A 14735-nucleotide genomic window follows, 5' to 3' on the forward strand; every position below is an offset into this window, starting at 1 on the left:
CACGGGGGGTGGGTGGGGTTGGCCGGCTTGGTTCAAAACCCGCGGCCCGGCCCCCCCGGTTCTGGCTACGGTGGGGCCGGGCGCGGCGCGAACGGAGCGCAATGCGCGTCAGCTGCGCTGCAGTTCCATGACGGTCGGGCCTTGTTTGAGGGTGACGCTGCGCGGCTGCTCACCCTCGCTGGCGAAGCTCAGCGTGGCCTCCACCTCGACGACGAAGACCTCGCGCGGGCCACTGGCCTTGAGCGTCACCACCGGCTGGCCGGGCACCTGGCCGCGCAGCTGGCCCTGTTCGTCCACGAACACCTTGATGGAGAAGCGCGCCGACTTGTATTCACCCACCAGCGCTTGCCGTTCGCTCGGGCTGAGCGCGTACTCGGCGCGCTGCGGCAGGTCCGCCGTGCGCGGCCAGCGCTCGCCCTGGCCGTCGGCATCGGCGAAGTACTGCATCGCCACCACCTTGCCCTGGGCATCGCGCTCCAGCTGCAGCTGCGCCACGGTGTTGCTGAAGGAGAAGCGGTCCTTGCCCAGGGGAATGAGCTTGAAGGGCTGCGAGCCGCTGCGGGTGCTGGTCAGCACGCCGCCCTGCACGCGCAGGGTGCGGGTGTCCCGGCCATCCGACGAATAGATGCCCTCATAGGCCTGCAGGGCCTTGGCGTCCACCACCACCGGCTGGATGGCCGGGTAGGGCTTGCCCATGGCCTTGGCGCCCAGCTTGCGGGCGATCAGATCGAGGTTGATGCCGGCGCTGTCGGAGTTCGACAGCAGGGCCACCGTGAGCTTCAGCTCGGGCTGGTAGACCAGCAGGGTGCTGAAGCCATGGATGCCACCGCCATGCTGCAGCATGGGTTGGCCGCGCAGGCTGTCGGTGCCGATGCCGTAGCCATAGCGCGCCTTCACGGCCGCGCCCTCGGGAGTGATCATGCGCTGGTAAGTTTCGGGCTTGAGCAACTGGCCGCCATGCAGGGCCTGATTCCAGCGCCAAAGCGCCTGCACATCGCCCACCAGGGCGCCGGCGGCATGGGGTTGCGTCATGCTCAGCACGCCCGCCACCGAAAGGGCGTCAGCCCCCACCTTGGAATAGCCCTGCACCATGCCGGGCACCAGACCCTGCTCGCCGGGGTAGCTCACCGCAATGCGCTGGGGCTTGAGCAGGGCGGCGTCGAGCGCCTCGTGCCAGGCCTTGCCGCTGATGGCCTCGATCACCGCGCCCACCAGCACATAGCCGGAGTTGTTGTAGCGGAAGTCGGCGCCGGGGGCGAAATCGACGGGTTGGTCCTTGAAGACCTTGACCAGCTCCGCCGTGCTGAGCTGCTGGCGGATCGGGTTGTGCATGTAACCGGGGATGCCGGTGTAGCTCTTCACGCCCGAGCTGTGGTTGAGCAGCTGTGCCAGGGTGATGGCGCCGCCGTTCGGGTAGTCGGGCAGGTACTTGGACAAGGGATCGTCCAGCTTGGCCTTGCCCTCTTCGATGAACTTGAGCAGGGTGGCTGCGGCGAACTGCTTGGTGATCGAGCCCAGGCGCATGCGGTGCTCGGGCTTGAGCGGAACGCCCAGCTCAACGGACGCCATGCCGCGTGCGCCCTGGTAGAGCAGCTGATCGCCCTGGGCCACGAGCAGGGTCAGGCCGGGGCCGTCCTTCTTGATGCCCTGTTCATCCAGCAGCTGTTCGGCATAGGCCGCCAGCTCCTTCGCCGGGGGCGCGGCCAGCGCGGGCGCCAGCACGACAGGTGAGAGGGCCAGCAGGAGGGCGGAGCGCAAGGAGATGTGCATGGTCGTGTGGGTTCCAGGTTTGGAAAGCCGCACATGCTGCCCGTGCACCGGCCGCAGGGCGAGCCCCAACCGACTGAGCGGGCTTTGTGCCGACCGGGCTGCAGCTCGGGCCGACGGAGCGGTGCCAGAATCCGCGCCCCCTGCCTTTCCAGAAGTCCCGCCGTGTTCAAGGCCCTGACCCTTTACCGCCTGCCCGCCCATGCCCAGCCCGACCCCGCGCGCCTGGACGAGCAGCTGGCCGCCCTGCCCTTCACCCCCTGTATGCCCACCCAGCCCCTGTCGGTCGGCTTCGTGCCGCCGCGCGGCAAGGCCCATGGCCCGCTGGCGGAGTGGGTCAACGGCCATCTGCTGCTGAAGCTGCAGTTCGAGCAGCGCCTGCTGCCGGGCTCGGTGGTGCGTGAGCGGGTGGAAGAGCTGGCCGAGAAGATCGAGCAGGAGAGCGGCCGCAAGCCCGGCGCCAAGCGCCGCCGCGAACTCAAGGACGAAGCCATGCTGGACCTGCTGCCGCTGGCCTTCACGCGCCAGACCTCGCTGCGCGTCTGGATTGCACCGCAGCTGGAGCTGCTGGCGATCGACAGCACCACCGCCGCGCGCACCGATTCGGCGCTCAGCCTGCTGACCAAAGCCATCCCCAATCTGGCCCCGCAGCCGCTGATGACGGCCGAAAGCCCGGCCGCCTGCATGCGCGCCTGGCTGCTGGATGGCGTGGCGCCAGCCGGCTTCGGCATCGGCCGCGACGCCGAGCTGCGCAGCGCCGACAGCCAGAACGCCAGCGTGCGCTACACCCGCCACGGCCTGGACGGCCAGGACGTGCAGCAGCACCTCACCGAGGGCAAGCAGGTCAAGAAGATGGCCCTGCAGTGGAAGGACCGCCTGGAACTGGTGCTGACCGACACCCTGCAGCTGACCCGCCTGAAGCTGGACGACAGCGTGTTCGACCAAGACGGCGCCACGCAAAACGAGCAAGACCCCTTCGACGCCGACATGCTGCTGGCCACGGCCGAGCTGTCGGAGCTGCTGCCCGCGCTGTTCGAGGGTCTGGGCGGCGTGAGCGACGGCCTGGGCGCCGCAGCGCCTGCGCCCATGCTGGCGACGCAAACGCCCTCGGACGAGCAGGCGCCCTGGGACTGAGAGGCCGGCGGCTGGCGGGGATCAGGCCGTTTCCAGCGCCCCCAGCCGCGCGGCCGTAGCCTGCGCCAGCACCTGGCGCGGCGGCAGGCTCTTGAGCCGGTGGTCGCTCCACACCTGGCGCCAGCGCCGCGCCCCCGGCGTGCCATTCCACAGGCCCAGGGCATGGCGCATGGCCTGCGCCCAGGGCTGGCCTTGCTGCCAGCGGGCATCCAGATAGGCCATCCAGGCCTCTTCCACCGCTTCGCGTTCGGTGGCTGGCGCACGGGCGCCGAAGAAGCGCTCGTCCCAACCCGCCATCGCCCAGGGCTCGTGGTACGCATGGCGCCCCACCATCACGCCATCCACCTGCTCCAGCTGCGCGGCGATCGTCTCGTCGTCCTTGATGCCACCATTGATGGCGATGGTGAGCTGCGGAAACTCGCGCTTGAGGCGGTGCACGATCTCGTAGCGCAAGGGCGGAATCTCGCGGTTGTCCTTGGGGCTGAGTCCGTCCAACCAGGCATTACGCGCGTGCACGATGAAGACCTCGCAACCCGCCGCGGCCACGGTGCCGACGAAATCGCGCACGAACTCGTAGCTCTCCTGGCGATCGATGCCGATGCGGTGCTTGACCGTCACCGGCAGCGTGGTCGCGTCCCGCATGGCCTTGACGCAATCGGCCACCAGGGCGGCCTCGCCCATCAGGCAGGCACCGAAGGCACCGCGCTGCACGCGCGGGCTGGGGCAGCCGCAATTCAGATTGACCTCGTCATAACCCCAGCGCTCGGCCAGCCGCGCGCATTGCGCCAGATCGTCGGGCTCACTGCCGCCCAGCTGCAGCGCCAGCGGGTGCTCCACGGCGTCGAAATCCAGATGACGCCCCTGGTCGCCATGCAGCAGCGCGCCGGTGGTCACCATCTCGGTGTACAGGCGGGTGTGGCGGGTGATCAGGCGATGGAGGACGCGGCAATGCCGGTCCGTCCAGTCCATCATTGGCGCGACGGACAGGCGCCAGGACGAAGCAGTCATGCAGGGCAAGGGGGCTGGGGACAGCCCGCGATTATCGAAAACCCGCAGCCCGCGAGTACTCAGGGCAGCTGCGCCTGACGCAACAGGGCGTGCACATGCCGCACCGGCAAGGCGTAGCTGATGCCGGTGGGACTGCTGAGCGCAGCCTCGCGGCTTTTCGTCAGCACCATATTGATGACCCCGATGACGGTGCCATTGGCGACATCGAACAGCGGCCCGCCGCTGTTGCCGGGATAGGCCACGGCGTCAAGCTGGTAGATATCGAAACTGCCCTCACGGATCTGGCGGATCGCCCGCTCGTTGAGCGCTTGGGCGCTCGGCTGGGGCAAGGCAATGCCCGTGACCGAGGCCACGATGCCGCGGTGCGTGACATGGCTGAAGCCCAGCACGCCGCCCACGGGAAAGCCCATCAGCGCGATTTCGGTGCCCTCACGCGCCAGGGCCTCGGGCGCCAGCTTCAGGCTGCCAGGCAAGGGCGCGCCCTCCACCTGCAGCAGCACCAGATCATGCGCACGCGCCAGCGCCACGGTACGGACCTCGCGCTGCTCCCAGCGGTTGCCCCCTTGCCAGGCCTGGATGACCACGCGGCGCTCGGAATCCAGGGCATCGGGGGGCGGCAGCACATGGGCATTCGTCACCACGAACCGGCCCTGCTCCACCACGAAACCCGTGCCTCGGAAGCCAAAGCGCGGGCTGTCGGTCAGGGAGTGCGTGCCCACCAGCACCACGCCCGGCTTGCTGGCCTCGATGAGCTTGGGCAGGCCCTGGGCCAGGGCCGGCTCGGCCAGCCCAGCGGTGAGCGCAAACGCCAGCGCCATCAGTTCACGTCGTTGCATGGTTCGGATCCCTCTGGCCCGGCCAACCTCAGAGCTGCTGCAGCAGCTGACGCACTTCGGCCTGGCCGGGGTACTGATCGCCCAGTTTGAGCACGCCCTGCAATTCGCCGCGCGCCTCGTCCGGCTGCTTGGCGGCCATCAGCAGGCGCGCCAGCGCCACACGGCGGGCCGGGTTGCCGGGCTCGACGCCCACCACGCGGCGCTGCACCTGCAGCGCCTGCTCGTGCTTCCCTTGGCTGGAGAGCAGCTGCGCCTGGGTGTCGAGAATCTCGACATCGCCCGGCCGCAGGGCCAGCGCTTCCTTCAGCTGGTTCTCGGCACTGGCCAGATCGCCGCCGCGCATCAGCACCCAGGCTAGGTTATTGCGCGCCACGGCGTTGCCGGGCTGGCCCTTGACGACCTGCTCGTACTGCTGGCGCGCCGGCTCGAAGGCGCCGCGCACCAGGGCCAGATTGCCCAGGTACATGCGGAAGCTCCAGTCCTCAGGGTGGTCGGCCAACCACTGGCGCTCGAAGGACTGGGCATCGCCCTCCTTGCCGCCGGCCACCAGGCTGCCGTGCAGCTTGCCGGCCACATCGTTCATCTGCCCGCCGCGCTCCAAGGCGCGCTTGTAGGCGGCACGGGCGGCGTCCCAGTTGCGCTGGCTGGTTTCCAGATCGCCTTCCAGGGCGAAAGCAAAGGCCTCGCGGCCGGGCTGGGTCTGAATCTCCTTCAAAAGCCGGCGCGCTCCGGCCACATTGCCCGTCTCGGTTTCGAGGGCCACCAGTGATCGTTGGGTATCCAGCCGGCCAGGCTGCAGGGCCTGCGCGCGCTTGGCGGTGGCCAGCGCGGCGGCGTAGTCCCGCTGCGCCACCTCAACCTCGACCAAGCGCATCAAGGCCGCGGCCGAGCTGGGCTTGAGCTCGGCCAACCGCTTGAAGCTCAGCGCCGCCAGTTTGTAGTCACGCTGGCGCATCTGCAGTTGGCCGATCAGTTCAATCAGCTGCGGCTCATTGGGCAGGGCAGCCGCTGCATCCTGCGCAGCCTGCAAGGCGGCGGCCACATCCTGGCGCTGCTGCACGGTGCGCACCCAGGCCAGCTGCGCAGGTACCGATTTCGGATGCTCCTTGGCAATCTGGCGTGCCGCCGCAAGCACGTCTTCCGCGGGCTCCTGGGCCAGCTGACGTGCATTCAGCCAGGCCAGCTTGGCCTCCACCAGGGCCGGATCGGCCTTCACCACGGCCGCAAAGCGCGCCACGCTGTCCTTGGCCTTGCCCTCGGTCTGGTCCATCCGGGCGAGTTGCTGCGCGGCGGCAAGCAGCTTGGGGTTGGCCTTGAGCGCCTGCTCCCACAGGGTGCGGGCCTTGGCGCGGTCGCCCTGCATCAGCGCGACAGAGGCGCGCATGGAATCGGCCGAGCCGGGCTGCAGCTTGGCCGCCGCCTGGTCGATGGCCTTGTAGGCGCCGGCGTAGTCGCCCTTGCGCACCAGGGTCGCGACGATGGCAACGTCGGCCGCCGGGTTGTCCAGCTCGGAGGCAATGTCCTGCAACTGGCTCAGGCCCTTGTCGACGGAGCCGGCGTTGGCTTCGCGCATGGCCAGCAGGATGCGGCTGCGCGAGTCCTGCGGGTTGAGTTGCACCGCCCGGCGGAAATGGGCCTCGGCCTTGCGCACCTCGCCCATGCGCATGAGCGCTTCACCCGCCAGGGCTTGCACGCGGGAGTCGTTGCTTGATTCGGGCAAACCGCCCAACGCCTCCAGCGCCGCCCGGGCTTCGTCGCGGCGCAGGAAGGTGTGGGCCAGCAGCACGCGCACGGCTGGAGTGTCGACACCCCGACCCAGCAGGCGGTTCAGATGCGCCTCGGCGGGCAGGTAGTTCTCGCGCTGGAACTCAATGTGCGCGGCCAGCATCAGGGCACGTGGGTCATCGGGCGCGATCTTCAACAACTGCTGGATCTGCTCGAAGGCGGGGCCGAGCTCGCGCGCTTCCAGGGCCAGCGCGGCACCGAAGTACAGCACTTCGCCGTTCTGCCCCACCAGCTTCTTGAGGGCATCAAGGCGCTTGCGCGCCTCGTCCAGGTCACGCTCGGTCATCAGGGCCGTGAGCAGTGCGCCCTGGGCGCCCATGTTGCGCGGGTCGGCATCCACCGCCGCGGTATAGGCCTGACGGGCCTCGGGCAACGCGCGGCGCGCCACCGCATGGTCACCCTTCAAGCGCCAGGCCTCCGCCAGTTTGGGGTTCTCCTTGAGCAGGGCGTCGATCAGCGCCAGGGCTTCGTCAGCCTGGCCCTCGGCCATCAGCACGCGCGTCCAGGCCAGCCGGGTCGACACCCCTTGCGGCTGCAACTGGAGCGCGGCCTCAACCAGGCCGCGCGCCTGCTCGCGCTTGCCCAATGCACCCTGTGCACTGGCCAGGGCCAGCTTGAGCTCGGCCATTGCAGCCGGGTCCTTGAGTTGAACCGTGCCATACAGCTCGAGGGCCTTGCGTGCCTCACGCTTGGCGACCAAGGCCGTGGCGTGCAACGGTGCCACTTCCTCTGGCGGCGCACCCAGGCGGCTGGCCTTGGAGAACTCGACCTCGGCGGCATTGGGGTCGCCGGACTCCAGCAGGGTCTTGGCGAGCAGCAGGCGGGCATCCTTGCGATCAGGCTCCTGCTCCAACACGTTCTTCAGGTGGATGGTGGCGGTCTTGTGGTCCCGCTTGTCCAGCGCGGCGCGCGCGGCACCCAGTTCCTCGGCCGGATCCTTCTGGCCACAGGCCTGAAGCACCACCGCCAGGGCCAGCATGGCCCCCATCTGCGCCACGCGGCGCGCCTTGTTTCCGCTCGTTTGCACCGAGATTCCTTCCGTTGTCACTGCCGGCGCAGGCCGGTCTTCGCCGCTTACTTGATCTGCAAACGGGCCATCAAATCGTAGAGCGTGGGACGGCTCACGCCGAGCAGCTCCGAGGCCCGCGCGATGTTGCCGTCGCAGCGCGCCAGGGCCGCGACCACGGCCTGACGCTCAGCGCGCTCACGCACGGTGCGCAGGTCGAGCTCAATGCCGGGCTCCTCAGGGTCGCCCGGATCCAGCCCCAGGTCGGCCGCGACGATGCGGTCGCCGTCGGCCATGATGCTGGCGCGCTTGATGAGGTTCTGCAGCTCGCGCACATTGCCCGGCCAGCTGTGGCGTTCGAGTGCGCGGATGGCATCGTCGCTGAGCGTCGGGGCACGCCGGCGCTGATCCGCCGCCATGCGTTTGAGAAAGGCGTGGGCCAGCAGCACGGCGTCGCCATGGCGCTGGCGCAGCGGCGGGATCTCCACGACGATCTCGGCCAGGCGGTAGTACAGATCCTCACGAAAGCGACCATCGGCAATCAGCTGTTTGAGGTTCTGATGCGTGGCCCCCACCACCCGCACATCCACCGCGATCTCCTGCCGGGCGCCCAGGCGCTCGATCGAGCGCTCCTGCAGGAAGCGCAGCAGCTTGGCCTGCAGGGACATAGGCAGGTCGCCAATCTCGTCCAGCATCAGCGTGCCGCCATGGGCAACTTCGATCTTGCCCGGCGTGGCCTTGGCGGCCCCCGTGAAGGCGCCCTTCTCGTAGCCGAACAGCTCGCTCTCCAGCAGGTTCTCCGGGATGGCCGCGCAGTTGATGGCGACAAAGCGCCCCTTGCGACCGGCCGCCTCGTGCAGGCCCTGAGCCAGCACCTCCTTGCCGGTGCCACTCTCACCCAGCAGCAGCACGGTGGCGTCCGAGCGGGCCACCTTCTCGATCGTGCGGCAGATGCGCAGCATGGCGTCATCGCGGGTCAGGAGCCCGCCCAAGGCACCGGCCTGCTCGGCGCTCAGGCGCCGGTTTTCATCTTGCAGCTCGCGCATGCGCAGAGCACGCTCGACCGTGAGCGACAGAACGTCCGGATCCACCGGCTTGGCCAGGAAATCGTAGGCGCCCAGACGCACGGCACGCAGCGCATTGGTCTGGTCGTTCTGACCGGTCAGGACGATGACCTTCACATAGGGATCCAGCTCCAGCAGGCGTTCCAGCAGCTTGAAGCCTTCGGTGACGCCGTCCTGGTCGGGCGGCAGCCCCAGGTCCATCGTCACCACGCCGGGTTGCACCTTGCGGAACTGCAGCAGGGCGCTGGCTGCATCGCTGGCGGTGTGGGCCTCGAAGCGATCAAGCGACCACTTCAGCTGCTTCTGCAGCGCAAGGTCGTCTTCGATGATCAGCAAGGAGGCGGGGCGAACGTCAGAGCTCATGCAAGGGCGCGATCGGAGAGGCCGTTGGACGGTTGTTGGTGGAAGAGGGGCAGCAGGAAGGTCACGCAGGTACCTTCACCGGGATGGCTGACCACGTCCATCTTGCCACCCAGTTCACGCACGTACTGCAGGCTCTCGTAAGCACCTATGCCCATACCCTGCTGCTTGGTACTTTGAAAGGGCTTGAACAAGCGGTCGCGGATGAACTCCGGGCTCATGCCACAGCCATCGTCCACCACCTGCACGCGCGCCGAAGAACCCTCGGCTTCGATGCGCAGCAGCACGGACTGGCCCTCGGCACTGGCATCGAATGCGTTTTGCACGGCATGCCCGATCACGCGCTCGATGCGGTCTTCGTGGCCGCGGGTCGCCACCGCGCCGTGCAGTTCCAGGCGCAGTTCGCGGCCGCGCTGCTGCGCCACCTGCTGCAGGCGCTGCGCGATGGGCGCCAGGGCCACGCCGCTGGTCAGGCCGGTGGGGCGTTCACCCTCGCGCAGCTGCAGCATCAGCTGGCGCATCTTTTCCAGCGCATGCTCGACGGTTTCCAGCATGTCCTGGCGGAACTCGGGGTTGTCGCCGTGGCGCTGCGCGTTCTTCAGCATCAGCGAGAGCTGGGTCACGATGTTCTTCAGGTCATGCACGACGAATGCCGACATGCGGTTGAAGGCATCGAACTTGCGCACCTCCAGCAGCTGCTCGGTGGCGCGCAACATGGCCAGATAGCCCCCCGCCTGCGAAGCGGCGGTCTTGAGCAGGTCCCGCACCTCCCAATCCAGCTCGAGCGGTGCACGCGGGGTCAGCAGCACCACAAAGCCGATCGTTTCACCCCCGGCCTGCAACGGCACCAGCAGGCGCGCCTGCGTCTCCAGGCTCAGCCATTCGGGCGGCGTGGCCTCGGCATCCACACCGCGCCCCTCCCGGGCCGATTGCAGATCGACGATCCACGCGGTGGCCTTGAGCTCACGCAGGAACTCGGAGTCGGCAGGCTCCATGTGCTGGCGGCGCTCGAAATTCCAGTGCGCCACCTGCTCGTAACGCTGACCTGCGGCATCGAGCAGCCAGAGGCCGCCTCCCGGGCTTTCGATCAGCCCTGCCAGCGACTTGATCACGGCCAGCCCGGTGTACTCGGGAGAGCTCTGCGTGCTCAACGCGGCCGTGAATCGCAGCCATTCCTGGCGGTAGTCGTAGCGGTAACGAAAGAAGTGCTTGCTGAACAGCACCCGGAAGCGTGCGCGCGCTGAACCGGAGAGCAGCAAGGCTGCCATCAGCAGAATCGCCGCCACCAGGATCAGCACCTGCAAGGTGGGACCCCAGGCCCCCCCGGTATAGCGCACCCAGTAGCCCAGCAAGGCCACCACCATCAGGTACGCCCCGACCAGCAGCAGCGCCGCCGAGTGAAAGGCCGCGCTGCGCGACACCTGCAGGCGCGACAGCAAGGCGATGCCGCGGCCAATCCCCAACATCAGCAGCGGCAGCCCCAGGGCATGAACCGCCGGGCGGGAGGCCAGCAATTGCGGATCCAGCGAACCCAGCAGGGTGGCGTCGGCGAACAGGTAGAGGTCGAAGCCGAACACGGTCAGCAGCGCCAGGCAACTGGGCTTGGCCAGCCAGCGGCCGTCCTCGGTGACATTGAAATAAACCTGCTCGACCAGCACCAGGCCCATCACCGCCACCATCAGGCCGGAAATGCCTTGCAGCCAGCTGCCTTCGCGCCGTGTGAGCCAGTCGGCATCGGCCAGCCACAGGGTGACAAATGCAATCAGCAGGACGCCCAGCACCGACAGCGTCAGCCAACTTCCCTGCGGCCGCCAGAGCACATGGCCCAGCAAGGTCAGCAGGAAGCCGAACCAGGCCAGCAGACGCAGCCAGTCCAACAGCGCGGAGGCCTGGCCGAGTTCGAAGCCAAGCTGCTGCAGGCCATGCGTCAGGGCCCACAGCGCCGAGGCGCCCAAGCCTGCCAGCAACCATCCTGCGCTGTGCAGGTTGTGCAGTTCGCGCTGGCGGAACACCCGCCACGCAAAAGCCAGCAGGCAAACCAGAAAAGCGCCGGCCGCCACGAGGGCGGCCGCAGCGCTCAAAGGCATGGCATCCAGGCTCAAAGGGCGCGCCTATTCATCCGTCAGCCCCTCACCGAGCGGCCGAGTTCGCTGGAACGGTCAGCGGGCACCCCGCCCGGTCAGCACCACCGCCACCGTCTCGATGAGCACATGGAGATCGAGGAACAGGCTGTGGTTCTTCACGTAGTACAGGTCGTACTGCAGCTTGGCGGCAGCGTCTTCCACGGTCGAACCGTACTCGTAGCGAACCTGCGCCCACCCGGTCACGCCAGGCTTGACCGAATGACGCACGGCGAAGTAAGGGATCTTCTCGATCAGCTCTTCAACGAAGTACTGGCGCTCCGGACGCGGCCCGACCAGGCTCATCGAACCACCCAGCACATTGAAGAGCTGCGGCAGCTCATCGATACGGGTGCGGCGAATGAACTTGCCGACACGCGTCACCCGGTCGTCGTTCTTGGTCGCCCAACGCGGCTTGCCATCGCGCTCGGCGTCCGCCCGCATGCTGCGGAATTTGGTGACGAAGAACGGCGCACCATTCAGACCCACCCGCTCCTGGCGGTAGAAGACCGGACCCCGCGACTCCAGCTTCACAGCCAGAGCGGCCAGCACCATCAGTGGCGCGGTCAGCAGCAGCAGCAGGCCGGAAAAGACCACGTCGAACACTCGCTTGATCGCACTGCGGAAGGCCCCCTGATTGAAGCCGTCGCCGAAGATCAACCAGCCCGGATTCACATGCGCCAGACTGATCTGCTGCAGGTTCTTCTCAAAATGCGTGGCCACGTCCAGCACGCGGATGCCGTAGACCTTGCAGTCCAGCAATTCGCGCATAGGCATGTTGCCGCCCCGACGGTCCGTCAGAGCCACCACGATCTCATCCACGCCCAGGCGCAGCGCCGTGTCGGAGATGCCTTGTTCGGCACTCACCAGTTGCTCTTGGGGTACCGCGATCTCGGTTTCGTTGCTGCCGGCGTAGAAGCCCACGATCTGGGCGTGTGGGTCGGCTGCGCGCAGGCTTGCGGCGACGCCCTGAGCGGTCGCCCCGGCGCCCAGCACCAGAATTTTGCTGCGCCCATGCGAAGGGTTGGCGACGTGCGACGCATACACGCGGTGCAGCACCACGGCGGAGACAGCCAGCATGGCGGCAGCGGTGACCGCCCCGCCCTGATCCAGCGAGTTGGGCAGCAGTGCCGTCAGCGCATAGGCGATCGGCAGCGCCAGCAGCAGCGCTACCAGGGCGCGTGCACAGGTTTCAGTGAGCGAGCGCTTGGCAGCCGGCTGGTAGAAACCGGTGGCGCTGTTGATCAAGAAGATGAAGCCGGCCAGTGACAGGCCGTGCGAGGCCGCCACGGGCAGCGCCTGCAACGTCGCCACGCCTTGGCCCACGGCCACCAGCAACAGCACGGCGACGATCAGTCCGACGTCGAAGCCGATTTGCATGATCGTGCGACGGCGAAGGTAGTGGTTGAAGATGCGCACCATGAAAGCCCCTTGGCATTCGGTAGCGCAGCCAATCGAGAGAGCTCGATGCGCAGCCACCCATGCGTTTCAAAAAGTGGCGCGATCATGCCCTTGCGCATAGGGGTTGAAAGCCCCCTGTTTGGGTGCTGAATCGCCCAATCAGGGGGGACAGTGAACCAGTTCACACGCAGCAATCATGCGTCGCCTAGTGAATTGGCGAAATAAATGAAAAAGCCCGCCGGAGCGGGCTCTCGAATCGTCGGTGGGACGATTAACGAATCACGGCCACCTGCTCGCGTGCGCCACCCTTGTAGGTGAACAGAGTCAGAGCACCGTTCTTGATATCACCCTTGGCGTCAAAGGCGATGGTGCCGGTGACGCCCTTGTAGTCGGAAGTCTTTGCCAGCACCGGCAGGTATTTGGCCGAATCCACCGAACCCGCCTTGGCCATCGCGTCCGCCATCACCATCACGGCGTCATAAACATACGGCGCGTAGATTTGGACTTCGATGTTGAACTTGGACTTGAAGCGGGCCTTGAAATCGTCCATCGACTTCTTCGCTTCGCCCTCAACACCGCCGGCTTCGGCGCAATACACCTGACCATCGGCCATGGTGCCGGCCGACAGCTTTGGCAGCTCGCCGCTGCAAATACCGTCGCCGCCCATGAACTTGGCATTGATGCCGAGTTGCTTCATCTGACGCAGCATCGGGCCGGCCACGGCGTCCATGCCGCCGAAGAAAACGACGTCCGGATTGGCTGCCTTCAGCTTGGTCAGGATGGCCGAGAAGTCGGTGGCCTTGTCGTTGGTGAATTCGCGGCCCACCAGCTTGCCGCCCGAGGACTTCACGCCCTTTTCGAACTCGTCGGCCACGCCCTGGCCGTAAGCGGTACGGTCATCGATAACGGCGATCGACTTGCCGTTCAGCGACTTCACCGCATACTTGCCCAGGGTGCCGCCCAGGTGCACGTCGTCAGCGACAACACGGAAGGCCGTCTTGAAGCCCTGGCGGGTGTACTTGGGATTGGTGGCCGACGGGCTGATCTGCGGAATGCCTGCGTCGCTGTAAATCTTGGAAGCGGGGATGGTCGTGCCGGAGTTCAGGTGACCCACCACGCCGTGCACCTTGGAGTCAACCAGCTTCTGTGCAGCGGCCGTGCCCTGCTTCGGGTCACCGGCGTCGTCTTCGGCCAGCAGCTTGAAGACAGCCTTCTTGCCGCCGATCATCACGCCCTTCTTGTTCAGATCCTCAATGGCCAGACGGGCGCCCAGTTCGTTGTCCTTGCCCAGGTGAGCAATACCGCCGGAGGTCGGACCGACGTGGCCGATTCGCACTTCCAGGGTTTCCTGCGCCATCGCCACCGAACCCATGGCCACCAAAGCCGCAACGGCCACCTGATTGAACCTGATTTGCATGAAATGTCTCCGACAAGGAATTACGGGACTGAGGCTCAGTCCCAAAGCGGCGCAGACCATACCGTAATTCGCACCCGCCTTGCTAGGGGAAATCTTGGGGCGATCCGCGGCCTCCACAACGGCAACAAGCCGGCTTGGTTGACCGCCCGACTGACTGGGTCAGACCTCGCCCTGCCACTGCGCCAAAGAAGCCAGCAGCCGGGGCATCAAGGCATCCAGCAACTGCTGCTCAAAGCGGGGCGTCAACTCCACCACCACCTCGTGCACCAGGCCGGGCAATTGATCGATTAACCAGGCATCCAACTGCTCACCCAGGGTGGGATCGATGGTCGGCGCGGCGGCCCGCCGCGCCACCTGCACCACGTCGGTCAATACCGGCAGTTCAATGGCAGATTTGTCCCGCATGGCACTCATGCGGACTCGGACTCGAAGTGCTCCGGCGCCAAGCCCTGCGCACGATAGGCCTTGAACTGGCGACGCCCCTGTTGGACGTCCTCAGGCGCCTGCCCGACCAACTCGAAGACGAACTGCCAGCGCGCCAGTTCGGGCGGCACATCTGCCGTGAGGTTGAGCAAGGCCGTGCAGTCCGCATCCGCCGCGAAGCCCTTGCTGAAACGCAGCGGGCTGCGCCGCCTCAGCGCAGGCGAAGCCTGGACACCCGCATGCGCGGCAAAACCCGGCAGACTCCAAAGCCGCTGCGACAGCACGCGCAGCTCCGCCTCGTCGCCCACCACCCAGACTTTCAGGTCCTGCCGAGCCGCCTTGCGGAGCAACCGGGCCGCGAAGCCCGGTCGATCCGCAAGACCTGTGTAGAAGCGCACCGCAGGCACGCCGCTA

Annotated in this window: 11 protein-coding genes; 1 reads left to right on the top strand and 10 read right to left on the bottom strand. The window is 67.1% G+C overall.

Features of this window, described 5'->3' with window-relative positions; all coding sequences use genetic code 11:
• Positions 1 to 108: 108 nt before the first annotated feature.
• Complete coding sequence (locus tag ACE3QP_RS02640; protein WP_374433363.1) at positions 109 to 1770, bottom strand: serine hydrolase domain-containing protein; 1662 nt, start codon at positions 1768 to 1770, stop codon at positions 109 to 111.
• A 162-nt stretch (positions 1771 to 1932) separates the two neighbouring features.
• Here ACE3QP_RS02640 and ACE3QP_RS02645 point away from each other — a divergent pair, with 162 nt between their 5' ends.
• On the top strand, positions 1933 to 2901 hold the full coding sequence (locus ACE3QP_RS02645; protein WP_374433364.1) for a recombination-associated protein RdgC: 969 nt from the start codon (positions 1933 to 1935) through the stop codon (positions 2899 to 2901).
• A gap of 21 nt (positions 2902 to 2922) precedes the next feature.
• Here ACE3QP_RS02645 and dusA read toward each other — a convergent pair whose 3' ends face one another.
• The 9 genes from dusA to ACE3QP_RS02690 all read right to left on the bottom strand — a co-directional run bounded on the left by dusA (position 2923) and on the right by ACE3QP_RS02690 (position 14728).
• Complete coding sequence (gene dusA, locus ACE3QP_RS02650) at positions 2923 to 3909, bottom strand: tRNA dihydrouridine(20/20a) synthase DusA (RefSeq protein WP_374433366.1); 987 nt, start codon at positions 3907 to 3909, stop codon at positions 2923 to 2925.
• Between the two features lie 59 nt (positions 3910 to 3968).
• Positions 3969 to 4745, bottom strand: a complete 777-nt coding sequence (locus ACE3QP_RS02655) for a serine protease (RefSeq protein WP_374433368.1) — start codon at positions 4743 to 4745, stop codon at positions 3969 to 3971.
• 28 nt (positions 4746 to 4773) lie between these two features.
• A complete protein-coding gene (prsT, locus tag ACE3QP_RS02660; RefSeq protein WP_374433369.1) occupies positions 4774 to 7557 on the bottom strand; it encodes an XrtA/PEP-CTERM system TPR-repeat protein PrsT in 2784 nt (927 codons plus the stop codon).
• A 47-nt stretch (positions 7558 to 7604) separates the two neighbouring features.
• Complete coding sequence (prsR, locus tag ACE3QP_RS02665; RefSeq protein ID WP_374433371.1) at positions 7605 to 8963, bottom strand: PEP-CTERM-box response regulator transcription factor; 1359 nt, start codon at positions 8961 to 8963, stop codon at positions 7605 to 7607.
• Positions 8960 to 11047: an XrtA/PEP-CTERM system histidine kinase PrsK gene (gene prsK / locus ACE3QP_RS02670; RefSeq protein WP_374433373.1), complete on the bottom strand. Its 2088-nt coding sequence runs from the start codon at positions 11045 to 11047 to the stop codon at positions 8960 to 8962. Before prsK ends, prsR begins: the two co-directional genes overlap by 4 nt.
• A gap of 72 nt (positions 11048 to 11119) precedes the next feature.
• Positions 11120 to 12502, bottom strand: a complete 1383-nt coding sequence (locus tag ACE3QP_RS02675) for a TIGR03013 family XrtA/PEP-CTERM system glycosyltransferase (protein WP_374433375.1) — start codon at positions 12500 to 12502, stop codon at positions 11120 to 11122.
• 250 nt (positions 12503 to 12752) lie between these two features.
• A complete protein-coding gene (locus ACE3QP_RS02680; RefSeq protein WP_198109936.1) occupies positions 12753 to 13898 on the bottom strand; it encodes a branched-chain amino acid ABC transporter substrate-binding protein in 1146 nt (381 codons plus the stop codon).
• A 159-nt stretch (positions 13899 to 14057) separates the two neighbouring features.
• Positions 14058 to 14303, bottom strand: coding sequence for a hypothetical protein (locus tag ACE3QP_RS02685; protein ID WP_374433376.1), 246 nt, complete (start codon positions 14301 to 14303; stop codon positions 14058 to 14060).
• A 5-nt stretch (positions 14304 to 14308) separates the two neighbouring features.
• A complete protein-coding gene (locus ACE3QP_RS02690) occupies positions 14309 to 14728 on the bottom strand; it encodes a DNA polymerase III subunit chi (RefSeq protein WP_374433378.1) in 420 nt (139 codons plus the stop codon).
• Positions 14729 to 14735 lie beyond the last annotated feature (7 nt).

The sequence above is a fragment of the Inhella sp. genome (assembly GCF_041912635.1).
GTDB lineage: Bacteria > Pseudomonadota > Gammaproteobacteria > Burkholderiales > Burkholderiaceae_C > Inhella.